Annotated in this window: 12 protein-coding genes; 5 read left to right on the top strand and 7 right to left on the bottom strand. The window is 65.9% G+C overall.

The window, feature by feature from the left end; all coding sequences use genetic code 11:
- Positions 1-3 precede the first annotated feature (3 nt).
- The 7 genes from U0177_RS26320 to U0177_RS26290 all read right to left on the bottom strand — a co-directional run bounded on the left by U0177_RS26320 (position 4) and on the right by U0177_RS26290 (position 9,565).
- Positions 4-777 (bottom strand): class I SAM-dependent methyltransferase, encoded by a 774-nt coding sequence (locus U0177_RS26320; RefSeq protein ID WP_409573655.1) that lies wholly within the window; start codon positions 775-777, stop codon positions 4-6.
- Positions 777-2,681: an asparagine synthase (glutamine-hydrolyzing) gene (asnB, locus tag U0177_RS26315; protein WP_409573654.1), complete on the bottom strand. Its 1,905-nt coding sequence runs from the start codon at positions 2,679-2,681 to the stop codon at positions 777-779. The genes U0177_RS26320 and asnB overlap by 1 nt, the downstream gene beginning before the upstream one ends.
- Position 2,682: 1 nt before the next feature.
- A complete protein-coding gene (locus tag U0177_RS26310) occupies positions 2,683-3,855 on the bottom strand; it encodes a glycosyltransferase family 4 protein (RefSeq protein WP_409573653.1) in 1,173 nt (390 codons plus the stop codon).
- Positions 3,855-4,985, bottom strand: coding sequence for a glycosyltransferase family 2 protein (locus U0177_RS26305; RefSeq protein ID WP_409573652.1), 1,131 nt, complete (start codon positions 4,983-4,985; stop codon positions 3,855-3,857). The genes U0177_RS26310 and U0177_RS26305 overlap by 1 nt, the downstream gene beginning before the upstream one ends.
- A 203-nt stretch (positions 4,986-5,188) precedes the next feature.
- On the bottom strand, positions 5,189-6,820 hold the full coding sequence (locus tag U0177_RS26300) for a hypothetical protein (RefSeq protein WP_409573651.1): 1,632 nt from the start codon (positions 6,818-6,820) through the stop codon (positions 5,189-5,191).
- A gap of 99 nt (positions 6,821-6,919) precedes the next feature.
- Complete coding sequence (locus U0177_RS26295) at positions 6,920-8,095, bottom strand: glycosyltransferase (protein ID WP_409573650.1); 1,176 nt, start codon at positions 8,093-8,095, stop codon at positions 6,920-6,922.
- A gap of 21 nt (positions 8,096-8,116) precedes the next feature.
- Entirely contained in the window at positions 8,117-9,565 is a 1,449-nt protein-coding gene (locus tag U0177_RS26290; RefSeq protein ID WP_409573649.1) for a hypothetical protein, read from the bottom strand.
- 452 nt (positions 9,566-10,017) lie between these two features.
- On the opposite strand from U0177_RS26290, the gene U0177_RS26285 reads away from it, so the two are divergent.
- From U0177_RS26285 to U0177_RS26265, 5 genes are all read left to right on the top strand, one after another.
- Entirely contained in the window at positions 10,018-10,665 is a 648-nt protein-coding gene (locus tag U0177_RS26285; RefSeq protein WP_409572135.1) for a V4R domain-containing protein, read from the top strand.
- A gap of 192 nt (positions 10,666-10,857) precedes the next feature.
- Positions 10,858-12,255 (top strand): DapH/DapD/GlmU-related protein, encoded by a 1,398-nt coding sequence (locus U0177_RS26280; protein ID WP_409573648.1) that lies wholly within the window; start codon positions 10,858-10,860, stop codon positions 12,253-12,255.
- Positions 12,256-12,266: 11 nt separating this feature from the next.
- The gene (locus tag U0177_RS26275) at positions 12,267-13,211 is read left to right on the top strand and encodes a response regulator (protein WP_409573647.1); all 945 of its coding nucleotides are present in this window, start codon (positions 12,267-12,269) and stop codon (positions 13,209-13,211) included.
- Between the two features lie 399 nt (positions 13,212-13,610).
- Positions 13,611-23,300 carry a GAF domain-containing protein gene (locus U0177_RS26270; protein ID WP_409573646.1) on the top strand — a complete coding sequence of 3,230 codons (9,690 nt, stop codon included), beginning with the start codon at positions 13,611-13,613 and terminating at the stop codon, positions 23,298-23,300.
- A gap of 30 nt (positions 23,301-23,330) precedes the next feature.
- Positions 23,331-24,167: an alpha/beta fold hydrolase gene (locus tag U0177_RS26265; RefSeq protein ID WP_409573645.1), complete on the top strand. Its 837-nt coding sequence runs from the start codon at positions 23,331-23,333 to the stop codon at positions 24,165-24,167.
- Positions 24,168-24,212 lie beyond the last annotated feature (45 nt).

Raw genomic sequence — 24,212 nt, 5'->3', positions numbered from 1 at the left:
GGGCTAGCGCGCGCGCTCGAGTACAAATTCGTTGCATCCGGTCGGCACCTGCGCCGGCACCACGCGCCGCACGCTGAAGCCCATGCCGGCCATAAATTCCGTGATCTCGGCGGCCGTGGCGTACTCGTAGGGGTAGCCGCCGATCCAGTCGATCACGTCGTACCAGAAGTCCATGCCGCGCTCTTTCTCCAGCGGGTTGCGCCGCGTCACTGCCAGCTTGGCCAGGTAAATAATGCCGGCGAACACGATCGCCATGAGCTGCTTTACCGGCGCGGGCATCTGGTTGTAGAACCACTTGATCGCCCGCCAGGCCCGCGAGGTGATATGCCGGTTGTAGATCGCCAGCACCAGCGTGCCGCCCGGCGCCACCTGCCGCGCGACAATCCGAATGGCCTGCCACATCGCGCCGGTGTGGTGCAGCGAGCCCCAGGCATACACCAGGTCAAAAGTCCCAAGCGCCGCCATGTCGCTCGCGCTGAGCGCCGAGGCCTCGCCAAACGAAACCGGCGCGTCTGGCGCCAGGCGCGCTCGGTTCTGCCGCGAAACTTCGACGCAGCGCGGGTTCACGTCGACCCCCACCACCCGCGCTGCGCCCAGCCGCGCCGCCGCGATCGCGAACAGGCCGCTGCCACAGCCGACGTCGAGCACGCTGCAGCCGGCCAGCGTCTCGCGCCGCAGCAGGCTCTTGAGCGATTGCGCGGCTGTGTCGAGCCGGCCTGCGTCGACACGCTGCTCGGAGAACGACTGCCAGTTCGCGCCGAAATCAAAGATGCGCATCAGGAGTTTCCTTTGCTGATCTGGTTTTGCCACACCGCCACCATCAGCAGCGCCCACAGCCGCTTGCCGTGGTTCACGCGGCCGCTGTCGTGCTCGGCCAGCAGCTGCTCGATCGCCGCAGGCCGGAACCACGCAGCCAGCGCGCGGTTGCCGATCAGCCGCTCGCGCGCCCAGCCGCGCAGCTCGTGGCGCAGCCACTGGCCCACCGGCACGCCGAAGCCCTGCTTGCCGCGCGCCGCAATCGCCGGCGGCAGCTTTTCGCCAAACGCGGCCTTGAGCAGCCACTTGGTCTGCATTCCGCGCATTTTGTAGCGCTGCGGCAGCCGCGCGGTCCACTCGACCCACGCCGCGTCGAGGAATGGCGCGCGCGCTTCGACGGAATGCGCCATGGTCATGCGATCGGTTTTCGGCAGCAGGTCGCCGGCCAGGTAGGTCGCGTGGTCGGCGTGCAGCGTCCGGTCGAGCAGCGTCTCCGCGCGTGCCTGGTCAAACGCCGCCGCAAGCACGTCGGCCGTGTCCGCGTTCGCAAATGCGCGGCGCATATCGTCGCTGTACAGCCCCAGCTTGTCGGCATGGCCGAAATACGAGCCCCAGCGCGCGATCGAGGCTTTGTGGCTGGTGGCCGAGAACTGGCCCAGCCGCTTGAGCCCAGCGATCGGGTTGCGGTCTTCGGGGATCCAGGCCGGCTCGGGCAGCCAGGCCGCCACCGCCGGAACGGCCTGCTGCGTCACCCACGCGGGCAGCGCCGAGTAGGGCCGCAGCAGCTGGTCGAGCGCGTAGCGTCGGTAGCCCGCCAGCGTCTCGTCGCCGCCGTCGCCGCTGAGCGCCACCGTCACGTGCCTGCGCGTCTGGCGCGCCAGCTCGTATAGCGGCAGGGCCGCCGGGTCGGCGAATGGCGCGTCGGTGGCGGCGATCACCCCTTCAACCAGCGCGGCGAGGTCGCTCGGGCGAAAGATAAACTCATGGTGGTCGGTGGCGTAGCGCTCGGCGACCATGCGTGCGAACGGTGCCTCGGAGAAGTGGCGCTCGTCGAAGCCGATCGAGAAGGTCTTCACCGGCTCGCTCAGGCGCTCGGCCATCAGCGCCACAATGATCGACGAGTCGATCCCGCCGCTGAGAAACGCGCCCAGCGGCACCTCAGCCACCAGCTGGCGTTCGACGACCTTGCCCAGCAGGTCGCGCGCCTGCGCCAGCACCTCGGCTTCGCTCAGCTGCCACTTCGGCTCAAACGCCAGCTGCCACCAGCGCTCGATCTGCGGCGCGCCGCCGCGCTCGACCACCAGCTTGTGCGCGGCCGGCAGCTGCCGGATGCTCCGGTAGATCGTCAGCGGGTCGGGGGTGTACTGCAGCGACAGGTAGTGGTGCAGCGCCAGCGTGTCGACCTCGCGCGTCACCCAGGGCAGCGCCAGCAGCGCTTTGGCCTCGGAGGCCCACGCCAGCCCGGCCGGCGAGTGGTGCCAGAACAGCGGCTTTTCGCCCATGCGGTCGCGCGCCAGCAGCAGCCGCTCGCGCGGCGCGTCCCACAGCGCAAGCGCGAACATGCCCTGCAGGCGCTCCAGCGCGCCGTCGCCCCACTGCTCGTAGGCATGCACGATCACCTCGGTGTCGCTGCCGGTGGCAAAGCGGTGGCCGTAGGCCAGCAGCTCGGCGCGCAGCTCGCGGAAGTTGTAGATCTCGCCGTTGAACACCAGCAGGATCGAGCCATCTTCGTTGGCCACGGGCTGGTCGCCGCCGGCCCGGTCGATAATCGCCAGGCGGCGCATGGCCAGGCCGATGCGGCCCTGCACGTACATTCCCGCGCTGTCGGGGCCGCGGTGGGCCAGCGTGTCGTTCATGCGCTGCAGCAGCGCCTGGTCGGCAGGGCTGCCGCGCTCGGAGAGTAGCTGCCCGCAAATTCCGCACATGCTAGATCCCCAGCTTTTCTAGTGCCGTCGGCACGCGCCGCGCCACCCGCTCGAACAGCCGCGCGTAGCCGCGCGCCGCGTCGCCCCAGCCGAAGCGCTCGGCGCGCTGCCGCGAGGCGGCGCCCATGCGCCGCGCCAGCTCGCGGTCGGCGGCCAGCCGCCGCAAATGCGCGGTCAGCGCGTCTACGTCGCCCCAGCCAAACGTCAGGCCGTTGGCCGGCTCGTCCACCAGCTCGGCCGTGCCGCCAGTGCGCGTCACTACCAGCGGCAGCCCGGCCGCCAGCGCCTCGAGTGTGGCCACGCTCATGCCCTCGTTGTAGGAAGGCAGCACAAACGCGTGCGCCGCCGCGTAGCGCTCGGCTAGTGCCTCGCGCGGCACGTAGCCCGCGAAGCTCACTTGCTCGGCCACGCCCAGCCGCCGCGCCAGCGCCGCATAGCTGGCCTGCGCGTCGCCGGTGCCCACCAGCTCGGCGCGCACGTCCAGCCCCTCGGTGGCCAGCCGGGCAATCGCCTCGATCAGCTGGGGCTGGCCCTTGCGCTCGATCAGCCGCGCCACGCAGATCAGCCGCAGCGGCCCGCCTTCGGCGATCGGCGCCGGCCGAAAGGCCGCCAGGTCGACGCCATTCGGCACCAGCATCACCGGCACGCGCGCGTCGACCGCGCCGATCATCTCGGCCTCGCGCGCGCACTTGGCCACCACAACCTCGGCGCCACGCCAGATCGCGCGGATGGCCGGCGTCAGCACGGGGTAGAGCGCGCCGTAGCGCCGCTCGAAGCCGGGGATGTCGGGGCCGCACACCCGCACGATGTAGCGCAAGCCCAGGCGCCGCCGCAGCGCCAGCGCCACCCCACCGGCCGGAACCGCGCTCCAGGCCATGCACAGGTCGTACGGCTGGGCGCGGTGCAGCCGCGCCGCCAGCAGCAGCGCGCGCGCCGCGTAGGCCAGCAGCTCGCGGTTCGACGAGTGGTGCAGGTTCTGGTTGTTCACCGGCACCTTGAACACGCGCACCCGCCCGGCCTCCTCGGCCTGCTCGGGCGCGCGGCCAAGCGCCGAGGTAATCAGATCGATCGTCAGCTCGGGCGCTTGCGCCAGCTCGCGCACAATCGCGCGGTTCACCGTTCCGGTGCCGCCGCCCAACGGCGGATACTCGTTGTTCAGCATGAGGATGCGCATCAGCTCCGCCCGCCGCTGACCCGCCGCACAATATACAGCGGCCGCCGCTTCACTTCCTCGAAGATCCGCCCGACATACTCGCCAATCACGCCAATGGTGATCAGCTGCATGCCCGCCAGGAAAAAGATCGCCACCACCAGCGTAGCAAAGCCCGGCGGGTTCAAGCCGACTGTCAGCTTCTTGATCGCGTAGAACAGCGCCAGAACGATCGACATGAGCGATACCGCCAGGCCAAGCATGGTGATCACCCGCAGCGGCACATAGCTGAACGACACCAGCCCATCCAGCGCCAGGTACATCAACCGCGTGAAGGTGAACTTGGGCCGCCCGGCGTGGCGCGCGTGGCGCTCGTACGCCAGGCCCACCTGGTCGAGGCCAACCCAGCTGCGGATGCCGCGCACGAAGCGGTTGCGCTCGGGCATGCCCACCAGCAGGTCCACCACCCGCCGGTCCATGATGCAGAAGTCGCCGGCGTCAAGCGGGATCTCGATATTCGCCACCCGCTGCAGTATCCGGTAGAACGCCGCGTAGGCCGCGCGCTTGAGCATGTTCTCTTTGCGGCCCTCGCGGATGGCGTACACCACGTCGTGGCCCTCGCGCCACTTGCCGATGAACTCTGGCAGCACCTCGGGCGGATCCTGCAGGTCGGCGTCCATCACAATCACGCCGTCGCCGCGCGCGTGGTCGAGCCCGGCGCTGATGGCGATCTGGTGGCCAAAATTGCGCGCAAGCTCCACCGCCCGCACGCGCGGGTCGGCGTTGGCGAAGCTGCGCAGCAGCGGGAGGCTCGCGTCGTGGCTGCCGTCGTCGACAAAGATGATCTCGTAGCTGCCGCCGGCCGCAGGCAGCACGGCGCTCAGGCGGCTGTACAGCTCGCGCAGGTTGTCTTCTTCGTTGAACACCGGGATCACCACCGAAAGCTCGGGGCGCTCGGGCTCGGCGGTTTCCGGCGCGCCGATCGCGCCGAATAGCGGCGCGCCGCCGAGCGCCACGGCCAGCTGGCGGCAGAACGCCAGCGCCGCGGCCGGGTCGTCGGTTGGGATGGCTGGCGCGGCAGGCGCGCGCAGCGCGGGCTCGGGCCATTCGATCGCGGGATGCTGGCCGCCCGGCATTCGCGGTGGCATTGCCATGGCTTCTCTCACCTTGCCTACTGTCATACCAAATTCGCTTGATTACTTACACTTTGGTGGGGTTTGGTGGCTTCGCCGCCCCCAAATTTTCTATTGTGTTGCACGACGTGACTTTGCCACGTCGTGCAACACACTCTATAAGTGATCAAACTGAGTTGGTATCATACGCTGATCCGATTGTATGATCCGGCGGGCGCAAGCGTCTATAGGAATTTACGCCCGGTTTGGCTATCGCCCTGCTTCGAAGGCAGTTCAGGCTTGCCAAGTGTAAAGATGATATAGTCGCCAGCGGTCGCGCTCGGCTGGGCCGCCAGGTATTGGCGCACTTGGGGCGACACCAGCGGCGCGGTTGGCCAGCCCAGCGCGCGGCCGAGCGGCAGTCGCGCATACCAGCGCGCCAGCGGCTCGTTCAGCCGCCGCTCATTCAGCCGATCGTCGCGCGGCAGCACGACGTAGCGGATGTCGTTCGCCGCAACATACTGCTGAAAGCGCTCCCGATCCCACAGAATCGCGTGCTGAAACGCCGGGTCGTTTTCGAACCACGTCGCCGGCTGCCGGGCGTAGAGCGTCGCCTCCCAGTACTGATCGGTCAGCACGAAGCCGCGCGGCTGGCCACCCAGCGCCGCCCACACCGGCATGGTCGCATTCAGCGCGCTGGCTTCAAGCACCTGGTAGCACAGCCCGGCCGCGTCAGCCAGCACGAATAGCACCAGCACGTAGGCCAGCGCCGCGCGGCCAACGATCCGCGGCAGCCGCGCCAGCGCGTCGGCAACCAGCAACACGATCGGCGGCAACGCCGGGATGAGCACGCGCGGGTTGTTGCTTGCGCCAGGCGCGGCGCTGTACACCAGCAGCACGGCCACGCCGCCGGCCGCCCACACGGCCAGCATCCGGTACACCGCCGGCCGCGCGGCACCGCGCCGCAGCCAGGCCCAGGCGGCAAGCGCCGCCAGCAGCGCCAGCGTCGCGATCGTGGGGATGCGCGCCAGGGTGAAGAACTGATCGAGCATCAGCGGCGCCAGCGCCCGGAACACCGCCAGGCTTGGCCCGCCAGCCACGGTGGCCGGCCGGGAGAACACCAGCCGCGTCAGCGCCAGCCAGGGCAGCAGCACCAGCAGCGGCGCGGCCAGGCTCAGCGCCACGTGCTTGCGGGGCATGCGCTCGGCATCGGGGCGGCCTGGCCAGATCACCAGCGCCAGCACGCTGCCAAAGAACAGCGCGATCATGTCGATCTTGCCGAGCATCGCCAGCGCGCCCAGCAACATGGCCCAGGCAGTGCGACGCGCCAGAAACGCCCACAGGGCCGCGCCAAGCACCAGCGCCGAGATCGGCTCGGCAAAGGCCATTGTGGCATGCTCGCGAAACAGCGGGAACAGCGCCAGCAGCCCGGCGGCCAGCAGCCCGGCGCGGCGGCCGAAATAGCGCGCGCCAAAGGCGTATGTCCCCAGTACCACCGCGCCGGCCGCCACTGGCGACACCAGGCGCAGCAGCGTATACGAGCCGCTGAGCTGCCACGCTGCCGCGAAGAGCATCAGGTACAGCGGCCCCCACCACGGGTGCAGCGGCGCGCTGCGGCCCACCAGCGCGTCGGCGGTCGCCAGGGCTGGCGGGCTTGGCACAAAGCCGTGAATGCGATCGTAGGAGTCGTCGGCGTCGAGCAGGAAGCGCGGCTGTTCGAGCAGGTACAACCCCCAGTGAAGGTTGCGCGGCGCGTCGAGGTATTCGACGCCGGTGGCAAGCTGCAGCGCTGCGAACTGCGCCGCCAGCGCCAGCAGCAGCCAGAGGCGCCAGTTCGTCGCACAGCGCCGCAGATTATCTGTGGCTGGTAGGCTCACGCCGCACGTTACCCTTCACTAGCCTTCGCGCCTATTGTAGCGGGCGGCGGCGGATGTGCCATGCCGTTTTGGTAACGAAACGGTAACAGCTTGCCGGTATTAGCGCCGGCAGGCGATCCGGTAGGCCGCCTCGGCCCACAGCGCCAGCCGATCCCACGCATACACCGTCAGCGCCCGCTCGCGCGCCGCCGCCGCCATCCGCTCGCGCAGCGCCGCGTCTCCGAGCAGCGCCAGCACACCGGCTGCAAGCGCCCCCGCATCGCCGGGCGCCACCAGCATGCCGCTGCGGCCATCTTCCATGTACTCGGCCACCTGCCCCACGCGCCCGGCCACGATCGGCAGCCCGGCCGCCATCAGCTCCAGCAGCTTGGCCAGCCCGCGCGCCCGATTGATCAGCGTGTCGCGCATCGGCACAATCGCTAGCGTCGCGCCGGCCAGCAGCGCCGGAATGCTCGCCGGCTCGGCCCAGCCGCGGTAGTCGATCATCGCCCGCACGCCAGCACGCTCGGCCAGCCGCAGCAACTCACGCTCTTCGCCGCGCTCGCCTTTGCCCACCACCAGCAGCCGGGCATCCGGCCGCTGCGCCGCAATCGCCACCAGCGCAGCTACCAGCTCTCGCAGGTCGAACTCCCAGAAGCGCGTGTACAGCAGGATGCACGCTGGCGGGCGCTCGCCGATCGCTGCTTCGCCCGCGCCGCCTGCGACACCATTGGGCAGGTAGACGACGCGCTGCGGCGCTACGCCAAAGCCCCACACCTGCGTCTCGATCGTGTGGCTCACCACCGTCACCGCGTCGGCGCGGCGCGGCAGGTCGCGCTCCTGCCAGTCGAACAGCCACTTGGCCGGCTTGGGGTATGGCAGCAGCTCGTTCCAGCCGCCGCGCCCCTCCCAGTCGTCGCTATCCACCACCAGCGGCACCTCCGGGCGCAGCGCCCGCAGCAGCAGCGCCGCCAGGCCGCTGTAGCCCTTGGGCTTAAACAGGTGCACGACATCGGGCGTATCGGCGAGCGCAGCCCGATACAGCGCGAGAACTTGCTGCGCGCCGTGTGCCGGCTGGGGCAGTTGCGATAAAGCGATATGCGTAACTGGAACGCCGCCGTATACAATGCGGGTGGCCGCATCTTCCGGGTTTTGCACTGGCGGCGCGGCGATGCCAACGGTGTGCCCACGGCGCGCAAGCGCCTGGGCAAGCGGCAGCATGCGCGCCGAGAGCGTGCCCTTCGGACGGATACCGAATGGCGCGAGCATGGAGATACGTAGCGTCGTTCTTGCCATTCCTCGGGCTCCTACCTGCTATCAGGCTTCTTCTCCAGCACCGCCAGCTGCGCATCGCGCCCCAGCTCGGCCCAGCCGTCGCGCTGCAGCGCTACGTACAGCGGCTGGCCGGCCGGCACCAGCGCGCAGCGTGGTTGCCGCCCCATACTCTCCGAACAGCGCCTGGTACTCGCCGCGCTGCTCGGCCAGCACCGCGCGGAAGAGCAGGTCGGCCGGGTACGGATCCTGGCGATTATCGACGAATACCGGCCGCTCGGGCACCGCCCAGATCAGCGGGCCGCCTGCGTCGTAGGTGTTGTAGAGCACACCATCGCAGCCGCGCACCGCCGCCACGATCGCCGGGCCAAGCGGCACTGGCGGCGTGCTCGCCCATGCGCGCAGTACGGCTAGCCCAGCGCCGGCCGCGACCACCAGCAGCAGCGCCAGGTGCGCCAGCCCGCGCCGCCCGCCGCGCGCCGCCAGCGCCGGCCAATCGCGGAGCGGCCGAGTCAGCAGCGGCGCGGCCACAAGCGGCAAAAACGCGGTATGCCGGATCGAGCGCAGCCCCAGCAGCCCAAACACCAGCGCCACCGCCAGCAGCGTCCAGTCGCGCTGGCCGCGCCAGCTAGCGCGCGCTACCACCACCGCAGCCACGCACATGCCCAGCAGCATGAAGAATGGGTAGCTGGCCGGCCAGCCCAAGCTCGGCGGCTGCCATTCCGTCAGGTACGCGCGCGTCGTATCGCCGAACGAGGCCAGCACATACCGCCACAGCCCTATTCCCAGCGGGTTGGCCAGTGTCGCGAGGCCGCTCGCCAGCACTATCAGCGCCCAACGTGCGCCATCGCTCCGCCGCCAGCCGCGCCAGTCGCGCCAGTCGCGCGCAAACGCCACCAGCGTCGCCGCCGCCAGCAGCGCTCCGCCAAATGCTACGCCGGCATGCAGATTCGCCCATAGCAGAAACAGCGCCGGGTACAGCCAGTGCAGCCGGCGCCGCGGCACCAGCCCAAGCGCGGCCGCCAGCAGCGCCAGCGAAAACAGGTGCGGGCGCGCGCTCCACAGCGCCGCCTGGCTGGTGGCGCCGAGAAGCAGCGCGGCCGCGCGCACCCGCCCCGGTCCCTCGCACACCAGCGCCAGCCCGCCCCACGCCAGCACGATCAGCCCGGCGCACAGCGCGAACAGCGCTGGCAGCCCACCCAGCGCATACGCCAGGTAGAACAACACCTCGGCCAGCCACTCGTGGTTCGGCCAGGGGCCGCCGCGCACAGTTGAGCTAAATGGGTCGGTCGTTGGGATACTGCCAGTCTGCACGATCAGCTGGCCGGTGCGCAGCTGCCACCAGGTATCGCTCTGAGCGCTCGGCAGCGCCGCCGCCGCGAAGATCAGCAGCAGCACGGCCGCGATGGCTACATGGTCGAACGAGCCGGGCAGCCACGCGCGCGCCAACAGCCCGGCGCGGCGCCTCCGATCCGCAATGCGCAACGGCTTCACTGCCTCAACCTTACACGAGTGACGCGGTGGCCCGCGCCGTACGCCGATTTTGCCTGTGGCAGCAAGGTACTGCATCTCTTCTGTGCGCAGAAGGTAGTGCTCCGCGCCGCTTTCTGCGCACGAGAAACGAAAAGCACCGCTCTGCCGAAGGCAAAAATACTCACCGCGCAGCTCGTGAATCTTACGGGATACTCAGTTATGACGATCATATCTCAATTGTACCAGCTTGTTTGCGCTCGCCAGCGGCCCTGGCAGCCATGGCATTTCGGCGTCGCTGCGGCAGTTATCTGCACGTCGGCGGCCCAGCTAGGCGCATGGTACTGCCGCCATACCCCACCGAAGTCCTTCTGATGCGATTGACTACGCATAGCGCATCGTGTACAATGAACTAAGCTTTCTGGTCGCGAATCCAGCTTTAGCCTTCCGCACTAGTCCCCGTAAGGAGCCGGGCAATGCCAGAGGACCGTGGCACCGCAAACGACCTCGAGCCGCGCTTCTACCCGAACTTGATCGGGCGCTTGTATTTGATCAGCCTGGAAGACGTGATGGGCCGCAATGGGGTCAACGCGCTGCTCAACCTCGCCGGCGCGCGCCACCTGGTCAATAACTACCCGGCCTCGAACCTCAAGCGCGAGTTCCCTTTCGTCGACCTGGCCACGATCTCGAAGTCGACCGAGACGATGTACGGGCCGCGCGGGGCGCGCGGGATGGAGCTGCGCGCCGGGCGGTATGCCTTCAACCTGGGGCTGAAGGAGTTCGGGCCGCTGTTGGGCATGGCCGACCTGGCGCTCAAGCTGATGCCGATGACGATGAAGATGAAGATTGCGCTGAATGCGACGGCGCAGACGTTCGACCGGTTCTCGGATCAGCCGACGCGGGTGGAAGAGCGCAAGGGGCAGTTTCTGTATATCATCGAGAAGTGCCCGGTGTGCTGGGGGCGGACGAGCGAGAAGCCGTGCTGCCACCTGGCGCAGGGGATCTTGGAAGAGGCGCTGACGTGGGTGACGGGCGGGCACTCGTTCCACATGGACGAGATCGAGTGCCGCGGCACCGGCAGCAACGCCTGCATCTTCGCCATCGACAAAGACGCCATCGACTAGCGTGAGGCGCTGCCATTCAGATCGGCTGCTAACAAATAATACAAATTACGCAGCGCCACGCGTAATGCGAATGTAATCTCCAAATCTTGGATACGCTGACGCTATCTTGTATAGTAAAAGGGGTGTAGAACCCCGGAGGAGGCCATCCAAACTCACTACGCCCTCCGGCCGACAACAAGGGGAACCTAGCCTATGAAACGCATCGTTATACGCGAGCGCACACCGATCCCCCCCTTCGGCGAGCCGGCCCGCGATCTGCGCATTTTGAATAAGCCGCTCTGGCTCCTACAGCGCGACTTATTAGCCCACCATTGCCGCGGCGCACTGGAAGTGGACTCCTTGGCCGAGATTCCAAGCGAACGCGAGGAACTGCTCGTCTACCGGGATAATCTCTTCTTCAACGATCAGCTGATCAATACCTTCATCGAGCAAGCGAAGGCTAGCGGCCATGCCTGCCAGATTGCGTTTGCGCTCGACGATAAGGCCATCACCACCCACGCACTACGCCTGCAAGACGGCATCACGCTCGATATTCAGCATAACGTCTATATCGCCGATCTCTACTATTACCCGAGCGGCGTCACCGAAGAGCCACAGCCGCTGGTGGTGCCGACCGACCCACGCGAGATGGGTTACTACCACATCCCGACCTACATGGCCCCCAATCACGGCGATCTGGTCTTCCAGGTGCCCAGGCGCGCGTTTCTCTCGATCGAAAACTGGGTGCACCTATTCCTGGCAAACTCGCCGTTTGGCGTGTTCTCGTGGGGCCGTATCCACGAGCAGCTCGCCGAAGAAAGCTGGAAGGAAAAACTCGCAGTCTCTTTCACCACCCTGTTCGACAAGCTCAACCCGTTCGCGCCACGCTGGCGCAACCATTTCCTCTCAAGCTCGCGGCTGGTGAAGGTCGGCAAAAACTGCTCGATCGACCCAACCGCCACCATTCACGGGCCAACCATCATCGGCGATAACGTCACCATTGGCGCCGGCGTGGTGATCACCAACAGCCTGATCGGCAAGAATGTGACGATCATGCAAGGCTCGCAGGTGATGCTCAGTGTTGTCAGCGACCGTTGCTATTTGCCCTGGAACGCCGGTATTTTCATGACGACACTGATGGAGAACTCCATGGTGGCGCAGCTCAGCTGCTTGCAGATGTGTGTGGTCGGCCGGAATACCTTTATTGGCGCGGGCAATATTTTCACCGATTTCGACCTGCGCAACCAGCCGATCCATACGTACCACCAGCGCAAGGGCGCCAGCCGCCCCGAGAAAGAAGAGGTCGGCCTGCCGGTGATTGGCTCGGCGGTTGGGCACAACTGTAAGATCGGCAGCGGCTTTGTGGTGTACCCCGCGCGTATGATCGGCTCGAATAGCACGCTCATCTACGCCGACACCGAGGCCGTGGTCGGCCGTAATGTTCGGCCCATGACCAACATCGACGACCTGGAGGTCGACGATCAGGGCGAGCCGCTGCGTACGGTGTACAAATGGCCGCGCGTGATCGAGCGGCCCGACGCACTATCCGATGAAGAACCGATAGCGCCGCTTCATGTATCGTGGCCCGAGGCGGCGCGATTGCGCCATTAGGAGGCACCCCTGTGAGCAAGGATAAGATTCTTGTCGTTGAAGACGCACCAGATATTTCCAGCCTGCTCAAGATCTACTTTACGTCGCAGGGTTACGAGGTAATGACGGCCATGCGCGGCCAGGTGGCGCTTGATATCTGCCGCAAGACGCCGCCAAACCTGGCCCTGCTCGATGTCAATTTGCCCGATATGGAGGGCTACGACATCGGCCGCGCCCTGCGCCAGAGTGCGCGCACCCGCCATATCCCGATCATCTTCCTCACCGCCCGCGGCGAGAAGCAGGATCGCATCAAGGGCCTGGGCGAGGTGCAGGCCGAGTATTATATCGTCAAGCCTTTCGATATCGAAGAGGTGCACACGATCGTCAAGGGCGCGCTCGACCGCGCCCGCCAGAAGAACCTGGCCCACCCCGTCACCAATCTGCCCACCGCCGAGCTAATCAACGAGCAGTACCGCCAGCTGGTGGCTAGCACGGGCTGGGGCCTGGCCCAGGCTCATATCAACGGCTTCGAGACATTCACCCAGGCCTATGGCGCGGTGGTGGGCGAAGACGTGCTCAAGTTCACCGCGCTCATGCTCAACGAGGTGATCAACGAGCTGGGCGGCCCCGGCGATTTCATCGGCCAGATGGTGGTCGGCCCCGATTTCGTGATGACCTCGACGCCCGAGCACCTCAAGGCGATCTGCACACGGCTGTGCGAGCGCTTCGACGCTGAAATTGGCCTGCAATACAACTACAAAGACCGCCGTAATGGCTATATCGTCGTCAACGACGACCAGGGCACCCCGCGCCAGGTGCCGCTGATGTCGCTCTCGATTGGCGTGCTTACCAGCGACGACGGCCCATTCTACGATATTCGCGAGCTGAGCGAGGCAGTTGAAAATGCACGGCAACACGCACTCGCCGAGGCGCGCGAGCTAGGCCGCCGTAGCCATGCCAGCTATGCCCGGCCATAACAACCGCCGGCGCTCGCTGGCGCGTGCCGGCCGGAAATGCGCGTTGCTGCTCCTACGCCGAGCATATCACCGTACCAGCATCCAGCAACGGTTTCGAGCTAACCGTATTCTGGGAGGAGCATACCCCTGGATATGGACACGACAACGCTAGCTTCGCCACAGGTACGAGCCTGGGAGCTCCTGGCCGATTTGGCAGCCTGTGGCCAGAGCGTCGCAATACTGCAAGGCAAGGCAGAGTTTGCCCGACAGATTGCGGATTTAGCACAGCGACGCCTTCCGTGTCCTTGGGGTTTATTTTTACTACATACCTCCGCAATCTCGCAGGTCGTCGCTAGCTGGGGCCTCAACGGCGACGACGAGCAGCGCCTGCTGCAAAATGGCTACCGCTCGAACCCTAATGTGCTCGAGATCCCGCTGACGCATGCCGGCGCGCCGGCCGGCGCCCTGCTGCTTGGCTCCGCCGCCGAAGCTGATCTGGCGCTTTCGCCAGCGTTTGTACAGGCGCTGCGCGCCCAGCTCGAGCTGCTGCTGGCAATCATCGAGCGCGAGGCCGCCCATCAGCGCGAGCAGGCTACGCTCGAGGCCGCCTCGGCGCTGCGCTTCGACCTGACCGGCCAGCTCGATCTGTATGGCGTGCTGCGCTCGTTGCTCGAGCGCGCGGTGAACCTCAGCGGCGCGGCAGGCGGCGGGATCTACACGCTCTCCGACGATAACGACCTGCAGCTCATGGTAAGCCACGGTATGTCGCACGATTACACCGGTATGCGCCAGAGCCGCGGCCAAGGCATTGCCGGCCAGGCCGCCCTACAGCGCGCTACGCTCCTGATCGACGACTACCAGCGCTACGCGCATCGGCTGAGCATCTTCGAGCACGAGGGCTTCCGGGCAAGCATTGGCGTGCCGCTGCTGGTGCAAGACGACCTGGTAGGCATCCTGGTGCTGATGCATACGCGCGCGAGCGCGCGCTTCGCCGATCACGATCGCCTGCTGATCGAGTCGTTCGCCAAGCCGGCCGCGCTTGTGCTGCGCAATGCCCAGCTGGTGACACAGCAGCAGCAGCGCGCGCGCGAGCTGTTTGTGCTGTATGAAAACGGCCAGATGCTCAGCTCGGCATTGCGCACCGAGCCAATGCTGACGCGCGTGGCCGAGAATATCGCGCTGGTGATGGGCGCGGATCGCTGCCGGCTCTTCTTGGTCGATCAGAACGACCCCGATAACTTATACGAGGCCGCCTCGTATAACCTCGAAGGCCACGACGAGCCGGCCGCGGCGCCACAGCCGATCGGCAACAACCGGTTTATCACTGGCTTGATGCAGTCGAGCGAGCCACTGCTGATCGACGGCGCAAACGCCGCCGCGCACAGCTCGCCGCTGGCTAACACACTGCGCCTCGGCGGCCTGCGCAGCGCGCTGGTGCTGGCGCTGCGCGTCAAAGACCGCGCTGTCGGCCTGATCACAATCGGGTATGTCGAGCAAGATCGGCGCTTCACCCGCGCCGATGTAAACCTCGCACAAACGCTCGCCAGCCAGATCGCCACCGCACTCGCCAATACACAGCTGTATATCGCCGAGCAGCGCCGCGCAAACGAGCTCGAGCAGCTCCAGACGATCAGCCGGCGCCTCGAGATCAACCAATCGCTCGACGAGATGCTGTCGGCTGTGCTGGTGGGCGTGCAGCTGATGGTGCCATTCACTGGCGCCGAGATCAGCCTGTTCGATGAATCCAGCAAGACGCTGCGCGTCATGACAACGCGCGGGATTCGGCCCAGCAATGCAGCCGTAGCAACCCAACCAGCGGGCGGCCTGGCCGGCTGGCTGGCGATGCACCGCCGCGCGCTGCGGCTCGACGACTTTCAGCAGGCGCCTGCACGGCCGCACTTCACCACATTCGCCGACGGTGCACCCATCCGCAGCTACCTCGGCGTGGCCTTGAACCTCGGCGATCAGCTGCTTGGCACGCTCGAGCTGTTCAGCAACAAACCCAACAGCTTCGCCGCCGACGACGAGCGCCTGCTTACGATTGTCGCCGCGCAAGCCTCGCAGGCTATCAACAACGCGCGCCGCTACGAGGCGGCCGATGAATTTCTGCGCAGCCGGCTGCAGCAGCTGACAGCGCTCCAGCGGATCAGCCGCCAGCTCACCTCGAACCTGTCGCTCGGCCACATCCTGGGCTTTACGCTCGAGGAGGCACTGCGGGCTACCGGCGCGGGCTGCGGCTATATCGCGCTGCACCAGGGCTTCGCGTTTGAAGAGGCTATGCGCGCGTTCACGCTCGAAGAAGGCCCGCGCACTTCCAATCTGACGGCCGACAACCTCGACGCCGTGCGTGTGATCGCGGCAAGTGGCTTCGAGCGCGAGGTACACGCCAACTTGCTGAACCAGATCGTCAGCGGCAGCAACACGCTGGCCGACCAGGCCATAGCGCACGGCGAGCCCATCCTGGCCAACGAGCTTGACAGCGACGATCGGCTGGCCGGCCTTGGCCCGCAGGCGCATTCGGCGCTGGCAATGCCGATCTATTACGAGGCCCAGGTTGTGGGCGTTGTGAACTTGCATAGCACCACGCCGCACAACTTTAACCACGACGCGATCGAATTCATGCGCGCGCTGGCCGACCAGGCAGCCCTGGCGATTGGCAATACGCAGCGCTACAACGAGCAAGTGCGCCAGCGCGAGCTGCTGCAGCGCCGCGCCGGCCTCCTCAAGGAAGTGCTCGATATTGGCCAGGCGCTGCGCGCCGACCGCTCGATCGAAGAGGTGCTTGAGCAGATCGCCTTCAGCATCGTCGATACCACGGGCTTCCGGGTGGTGGTCATCAACATCGTCGACAGCGACGCGCCCGATATGCTGCGGATTATCGCCGCAGCTGGCCTGCCGCTGGAGGAAGTCGAGCGGATCAAGCACGGCGTATTCCCGGTTGCCATCGCCGAGCGATTTCTCGATCCGCGCTTTCGCATCGGGCGCAGCTTCTTCATCCCCGAAAACGACGTGCGCGAGATAGCCGCCGAGATCGACCTGAGCAGCGTATCGGGCACGACGATCACCGACGAGCGCGCACCCGGCGAGTGGCAGGCCGGCGATGAGCTGTTTGTGCCACTGTATAGCACCCGCAGCAATCTGCTGGGCTTGATCTCGGTCGAAAACCCGTACGATCGCCAGCGCCCTAATCGCCGCACGGTCGAAGCGCTCGAAATCTACGCCCAGCAGGCGGCGATCGCCATCGAGAACCTCGAGCTGCTGCGCGAGGCGCGCGACCAGGCCGCCCAGATGACCGCATTGGCGCGCGCCAGCGCAGCTACGGTTTCGTCGCTCGACCTCGACGACCTGCTCGCGCGCGTCTACGCCGAGATCGCCGCGTATCTCGGGGAGCTGCCGTTCTTCTTCGTGCTCTCGGTCGACAGCCAGCAGAAGACCATGCGCTACGAGCTGTTCAACCAGTTTGGCCAGCATATGGCGCCGTACCACAAGGCTACGGTGCCAAAGAACGGGCTGAGCGACTGGGTGATCGACAGCGGCGGCATGCTATATATTCGCGATCTTCCGGCCGAGCGCGCCAGCCTGCCGATCCAGCCGCTGCGCCTGGGCGCGGCTGATGTGCGATCGTGGCTGGGCATCCCGCTGCTGAGCCAGAACCAGGTCATCGGCCTGATGTGCGCGCAGAGCATGCAAGCAAACGCGTTTAGCGAACGCGACGTGCAGTTCCTCTCGACGCTCGCAAACCACCTGGCGGTGGCGCTCGAAAAAGTCCGGCTGTTCGCCGAGCGCGAGCAGCGCCTGACCGAGCTTGCCGTCATCAACCGCATCGGCAATATCGTCAGCGCGACGCTCGATATCGAGACGATGTTCAATAGCCTCTACGATTGCCTGTCGAGCTTTCTGCCGATGGACGCATTTATGGTGCGTACCTACCGCAGCGACACGCATATGCTCGTGCGCGGGCTAGCCGTCGATGAGGGCGTGCGCCTGTTCGAGAAGGTCGAGCGCCAGCCGACGCACAGGGGGCTGGTCGAGTGGATCGTGCGACACCGCGCGCCGCTGCTGTTCCGCGACCTGCGCGAAGAAACGCCCGCGGATATCGTGCCCTCGATGTTTGGGAATGTCGAGCGGCCCTCGGCTGCGTGGCTGGGCGTGCCGCTGCTGGTAGGTGACGGCGATATTGTTGGCGTGCTATCGGCGCAAAGCTATACGCCAGGTGTCTATGGCGAGCGCGAGCTCGCCTTCCTGAGCACCGTGGCAAGCCAAGTAGCGCTGGGCGCGCAGAACGTCCGGCTGTTTACCGACCGCGAGCGGCGCATCGCCGAGCTTGATGCGATCAGCCGGATCGGCCACGTCACCAACTCGACACTCGACCTGCGCCCCATGGTCGGCGGGCTGCACGAGGTGCTTCACGAAACCCTCGGCGCCGACAGCACCAGCCTGACGTTGATCGACCACGAGCGTGGGATCGCGCGAGCGCTGGTGTTCGACCGCGGCGTTGTGACGCTTGACAGCGAGGACGATATTGCCCAGATCAGCACTGGCACGCTGGCGGGCTGGATCATTCGCAATAGCCAGATCTTGCACCTCGACGATATCGAGGCCGCGACTGCCGAGAATCAACAGCTGCACCCGCTGTTCCTGAGCTCGCCCGACGACCGCGTACGCTCGTACCTGGGCATCCCGATACTCACCTACGATAGCACACCGATCGGCGCGCTGGGCGTCAGCAGCCGCCAGCTCCAGGCATTCAGCCAGCGCGACCGCGAGTTCCTGGTGAGCGTGGGCGCCCAGGTGTCGTTGGGCGTCCAGAACGCCCAGCTGTTCGCGCGCGCTACCGACCAGGTGCAGTTCCTTGCGCTGCTGAATCGCGTCTCGTCGGTCGCGGCCTCGACACTGGCAACCTCCGAGATCTACCGGGCGGCCATCGAAGCGCTGGCGCGCGCCAGCGGCGCCGACCAGGTGCGGATTGTGCTCTACGACTATGCCGCCAATACCGTGACGATCGCGGGTGAGCTGGTGCCAGCGACGCCCGAGCAGTCGAAAAGCATCAGCATCCCGCTGCAGGGCAACCCGTCGGTCGCGTGGCTCGAACAACATCGCCAGCCGCTGATCGTACACGACGCTCAGAACGATCCGATCCTGGTACGCACGCGCGAGATGTTCAAGGTGCTCGACATTCGCTCGGTGGCCTTGCTTCCCCTGATCGTCGGCGACCGGCTCATCGGCGCGGCTGGGATCGATTTTGTTGGCCGGCAGCAACAGTTTAGCGATCAGACGATCGAGCTATGCCAGACGATCGCCAACCAGATGGTGACGGCGATCGAGAACGCGCGCCTGTTTGGCGAAGCCCAGGAGAGCGCCTCGGCGCTGAAGAGCAAAGTTGGCGAGCTCGAAACGCTGCTTGAGGCCGCGCGCCTGCTCAGCTCGACGCTCGACCCGCAGCAGGTGCTCGATAACCTGATGGAGCTGGTTGGGCGACACCTGGATGTGAATACCGTCGCGCTCTGGACAATCACCGAGAGCCGGGTGCTCGAGCCAGCAGCGATGCTCGGCATCCCGCAGGAGATCGCCCGCACACTGCGGCCGGCAGTTGGCAGCGGCCTCACCGGGCGCGTGGCCGCCACCGGCACCACGCTGATCGTCGCCGATGTTGAGCGCGATGGCGGCTCGCTGTACCCCGATTTCAACCGCGCTAATCACTATACTTCGTTCATGGGCGTGCCGGTAAACTATCGCGGCGTCACGATCGGCGTGCTGAGCGTCATGACCATCCAGCGCCGCGAGTTCAGCCGCGACGAAGAGCTGCTGCTTTCGGGCATGGCCGACCAGGCGGCGATCGCCTTGCAGAACGCGCGCCTGTTCGCCGAGCGCGAGCGCCGCATCGCCGAGCTGATCTCACTCAATAGCATCAGCCAGGCGATCAACGCCACACTCGAGCAGGGCGAGCTGCTTGAGGCGCTGCATCGCGGCATCAGCGAAGTGCTCGACACCCGCGAGTCGTTTATCGCGCTCTACGATGCCGCTACCAACCAGCTGACATTCCCGATCTTGTGGGAGCACAGCCGGCGCGTGCCCAACACTATTCGTATGCAGGTCGACGACCCCAGCTGCCTGTCGGAGCGCGTGGTGATTGAGAAGCGCCCCATCCTGCTACGCAGCGCGGCCGAGGTCGAGCAGCTCTCGACCGCGCCGGTGGCAAACAACGAGCCGCCGACCGCGTCGTGGCTGAGCGTGCCGATTATGCTCAGCGACGAGGTGCTGGGCATCATCAATGTCCAGAGCTTCAGCCCCAACGCCTTCGACGAAGACGACCAGCGCTTCCTGACCACGGTAGCCAGCCAGGTGGCCACGGCACTTTCCAAAACACGCCTGTTCACCGAGCGTGAGCGGCGGCTGCGCGAGGCGAATGCGCTGCGCGATATCGGCAGCGCGGTCAGCTCGACGCTGGAGCTGGGCGACATGCTCGAGCGGCTGCACAACGAGCTGGGGAAAGTGATCAATGTCAGCACGTCGTTTATCGGCCTGTACAACGCCGGCCAGCGTCAGCTCAGCTACCCGATCGCATACGTCGGCGGCACGCGCGTCCAGCTCACCCCGCGGATCATCGACCGTGGCGCGAACCACTGGGCGATCACCCACCGCCAAGCGCTGCTGCTCAACACCGAAGACGAGTACTGGAGCTTCTACGGCCTGCCGCCTGGCCCGCAGCGGCTCGACCCTTCCGACCAGCCAGAAGAATCGTTCCTGATCGTGCCGATTCTGCTTGGCGAGGAAGTGCTCGGCATCGTCAACATCCAGAGCTACGAGCGCCACGCCTTCAACCAGGACGACCTGCGCTTTGTTTCGACGGTTGCCAACCAGGCGGCGATCGCGATCAACAACGCGCGCCTGTTCCTGGAGCGCGGCCGCAGGATCGAAGAGCTCGCGACCTTCAACCAGATCGGCCAGGCGCTGAGCGCAGTATCAAAGCACGACGAACTGCTCGAGCTGATCTATCGCCAGACCAGCCGCCTGCTCGACACCACCAACTTTGCGATCGCGCTGTACGACGAGCGGCGCGACCTGATCACATTCCCGCTGTGCTACACCAACGGCCGGCGCGTCGCGGCGCCGCCGGCCAGCGCCCAGAGCGGCCCGATGGCCCAGGTCATTCGCACGCGCGAGCCGCTGCGGATCCGCGGCAATGGCCGCCGCGAGAGCGCGCGCGCATGGCTGGGCGTGCCGATGATCGCCGCCGACCGGATCATCGGCGTGATCGGCATCGAGAGCGATCAGAGCGAGTTTACCTTCAGCGACGACGACACGCGCCTGCTGGCGACGATCGCCTCGTGGGGCGCTACTGCGCTCGAAAACGCACGCCTGCTTGGTGAGTCGCGCCAGAGCGTGCAGGAGCTGACCGCACTCTACGATATTAGCCAGGTGTTCGCGGGCAACTTCGACCAGCAGGAGGTGATCTATGCAATCGCGTGCAGCGCACTCGACCTGCTGAAAGGCAATGTCGGGATCGTGTTGATGTTCGACGACCACCAGCAGCCTACTCAGCAGGTGATCGTCGACGGCGAGCGGCCGAATGTGATCGAGCGCGAGATTTCGCAGGATGTCGCTGCGATTGCACACAGCCTGCTGCACGCCGAGCGCCCAATCGCCATTCGCGACTTCGACGAGCTGCCCGAGACGCCCTCGATCGCGCAGCAGATGCGGCTGCGCAGCACCCTCAACGCGCTGATCGGCACGCGCGAACAGCCATTGGGCGTGCTGCTGCTCGGCAATCGTCAGCCGCGCGACTGGCAGGATCGCGAACTCTCGCTCATGTCGCTGCTAACCACCCAATCGGCGCTGGCGCTCGAGAGCGCCCGGCTGTTCGCCAGCGAGCAGGCGCGCCGCCAGGCCGCCGACACCTTGCGCGAGGTGGCGCAGACGCTCACGGGCGTGCTGGCGATCGACGAGATCACCACGCTCATCCTCGATCAGCTGCGGCGCGTGGTGCCATACGACACAGCCTCGCTGCTGCTGCGCGACGACGATATCGTGAGGATCGTCGCGACCCGCGGCTTCGACGAGCACTATCGTACGCAGATCGAGCAGTTCTCATTCAAGCTGGCCGACGACGCAAACATGCGCACGATCGTCGAGACACGCCAGCCGCTGGTGATCGACGATGTGCAGCACGACAGCGACTTTATTGTGATCGAAGGCACCGAGCACATCCACGGCTGGATCGGCGCGCCACTGCTGATCGACGACGAGGTGATCGGCCTGCTGACCGTCGATAGCAGCGAGATTAGCGCATACAACAACGAGCACGCCCAGCTGGCGTTCGCGCTGGCCAGCCTGGCGGCCCAGGCTATCCGCAACGGCCGGCTGTTCGCCGAGGTGCGCCGCTTTGCCAGCGAGCTCGAGCAGCGCGTGATCGAGCGCACTGCCGCGCTGGCCGAGGCCAATACGCTGCTCTCGGCCGAGAAAGAGCGACTGCAAGCGGTTCACTCGATCACGCTCGAGCTCTCGCAGACGCTCGAGCTCGAAGCCACGCTCACCAAATCGCTCGGCCTGATGTCAAAGGCCGTCGGCGTCAAGCGCGGCTCGATCATGCTGCGCGACCCACAGTCGAAGTCGCTGATCTGCCGGGCGGTGCTCGGCGCCGACGGCACGGTGCGCTCGACCTATATTCCGATCAGCTTCGCCGACGGCGGCGGCCTGGCCGGATGGGTGATGGACCAGGAGCAGGGCGTCAGTATCCCGGATGTGCGCCACGACGAGCGCTGGGTGCGCGAGCACGGCCGCGCCGACGAGGTGCGCTCGGCAGTGGCCATCCCGCTGCGCACGAAAGACGAGATCCTGGGCGTGCTGATGCTCACTAGCCCCAAGCTCAACTATTTCAGCCAGGCGCAGGTGCAGCTGATGACCACGATCGCCAATGAGATCGCGATCGTCATTCACAATGCCGAGCTGTACTCGTTTATTACCGAGCAGGGCCTGCGCATGTCCGAGCTCTTCGCGCAGCAGCGCGAGGAAACCAGCAAGAGCCAGGCGATCCTCCAGAGCATCACCGAGGGCGTCATCGTGCTCGACGAGCGCCAGCGGGTGGTGCTGTTCAACCCGGCCGCCGAGCAGGTGTTGCACATTCCGGCGTCGTACGCGCTGCAGCAGCCGCTCGATCATCTGAAGGCGTATAGCGGCGCAGGAATGCGCCCCGAGCAGGCTACGCAGATCTTCAACGGCCTGAGCGAGGGCCTGCAGATCGTGGACGAGAGCGGCAAATACGTGAACCGCATCCTCGACCTAGCCGCACCGCCGCAGACGATCGCCATGAACTTCGCGGCGGTGGTGCGGCCCGATGGCATTCGCTACGGCAGCGTAGCGGTGCTGCGCGATGTCACACGCGAGATCGAGGCCGACCGTGCCAAGCGCGATTTTATCTCGAGCGTGTCGCACGAGCTGCGCACACCACTCACGTCGATCAAAGGGTATGTCGACCTCCTGCTGCTGGGCGCGGCCGGGCCGCTAGCCGAGGGGCAGCAGGCATTCCTGAGCGTTGTGAAGAACAACGCCAACCGGCTCATGGATCTGATCAACGACATCCTTGAGATCGGCCGGATCGACGCAAACAAGATCCTGCTGAACTTCGAGCAGGTGGATATGACCTATGTGTTGAACGATGTACTCCAGACCATGCGCGCCGAGATCCAGCGTAAAACCACCGACATCCGGCTCGATATCGCGCCTGGCCTGCCGCCGATCACCGCCGACCTGCGCCGCGTGACGCAGGTGGTGCTCAACCTGGTGTCGAATGCAGTAAAATACACTTACCCAGGCGCGCATGTACACTTGCGGGCATTTATGAACCCGGCCGGGCTACTGCAAGTAGACGTGGAAGACGACGGCGTGGGGCTTTCGCCCGAGCAGCAGCAGCACCTGTTCCGCCGTTTCTACCGCGCCGACAACCCGCTGCGCGATGAAGTAGGCGGCACCGGGCTGGGGCTCTCGATCGCCAAGTCGTTTGTCGAGCTGCACGGCGGCGAGATCTGGGTGCAGAGCGAGCTTGGCAAAGGCAGCACCTTTAGCTTTATGCTGCCGCTCTCGCAGCCTGAAATGGCGTTTACCGAAGAATAATCACCGGCCTTACTAGTGTGAGTTCGTCTCGTGAGCGCGATCCATCTCAACAATCGACTCCTGCATTATGAAATGGTCGGCCGGCGTGGCCAGCCCATTATCTTTCTGCATAGCTGGCTTGGCTCGTGGCGCTACTGGCTGCCGACGATGGATCATATCTCGGAGCGCAACCGGGCGTACGCGCTGGATTTCTGGGGCTTTGGCGAGTCCGACCGACGCGATAGCGAGTTTTCGCTGCCCGAGTATGTCGATCTGCTGCTGGGCTTCATGGACAATATGGGCCTGACGCGGGTGAACTTGGCGGGCCATGGCCTTGGCGGCATGGTGGCGATCCGCGCGGCGATCAACCACCCGGCGCGCTTCGGCAAGATCATGACCGTCAACACGCCGATTCACGGCGCTCAGGCGATCTCGGTGCGCCCGGGCGCGCTGCTCTCACGGCTGCTGGGACGCAGCCAGCCCACCAATATCTGGTCGAAGCTGGTGCGGCAGATCGAAGTCGACGACTCGCAGATCAAAGAGGAGATCATCGAGGATACCGACAGCCTGTCGGAGCATGTGGTCGAGCGGGTTGTCGCATCAGTGCTCAAGGCCGACCTGCGAACCGACCTGCCGAGGCTCGAGTCGCCGCTGCTGGCGGTGTACTGCTCGAACGACAGCATTGTGAGCCACGACCAGGCCGACCTGCTACGCGAAAAATACCGCTCGCTGCAGGTGCTCGAGCTGCGGCGCTCGAATCACTTCCCGTTTCTCGACCAGCCGAATGTGTTCAACCGCTTGCTGCTGGATTTCCTGGCAAGCGAGGGCACGCCGGTGGAGATCAAAGCCGAGTGGCGCCGGCGCGTCAGCCAGCTCGAGTATATGTAGCTCGCTCGAATGCTCGAGGAGTGATACCAAATTCGGCTGATCACA

The organism is Kouleothrix sp., assembly GCF_046328425.1.
Lineage (GTDB): Bacteria > Chloroflexota > Chloroflexia > Chloroflexales > Roseiflexaceae > Kouleothrix.
The sequence above is the reverse complement of the archived record's forward strand: the minus strand, read 5'-3'. Positions and strand labels throughout refer to the sequence as shown.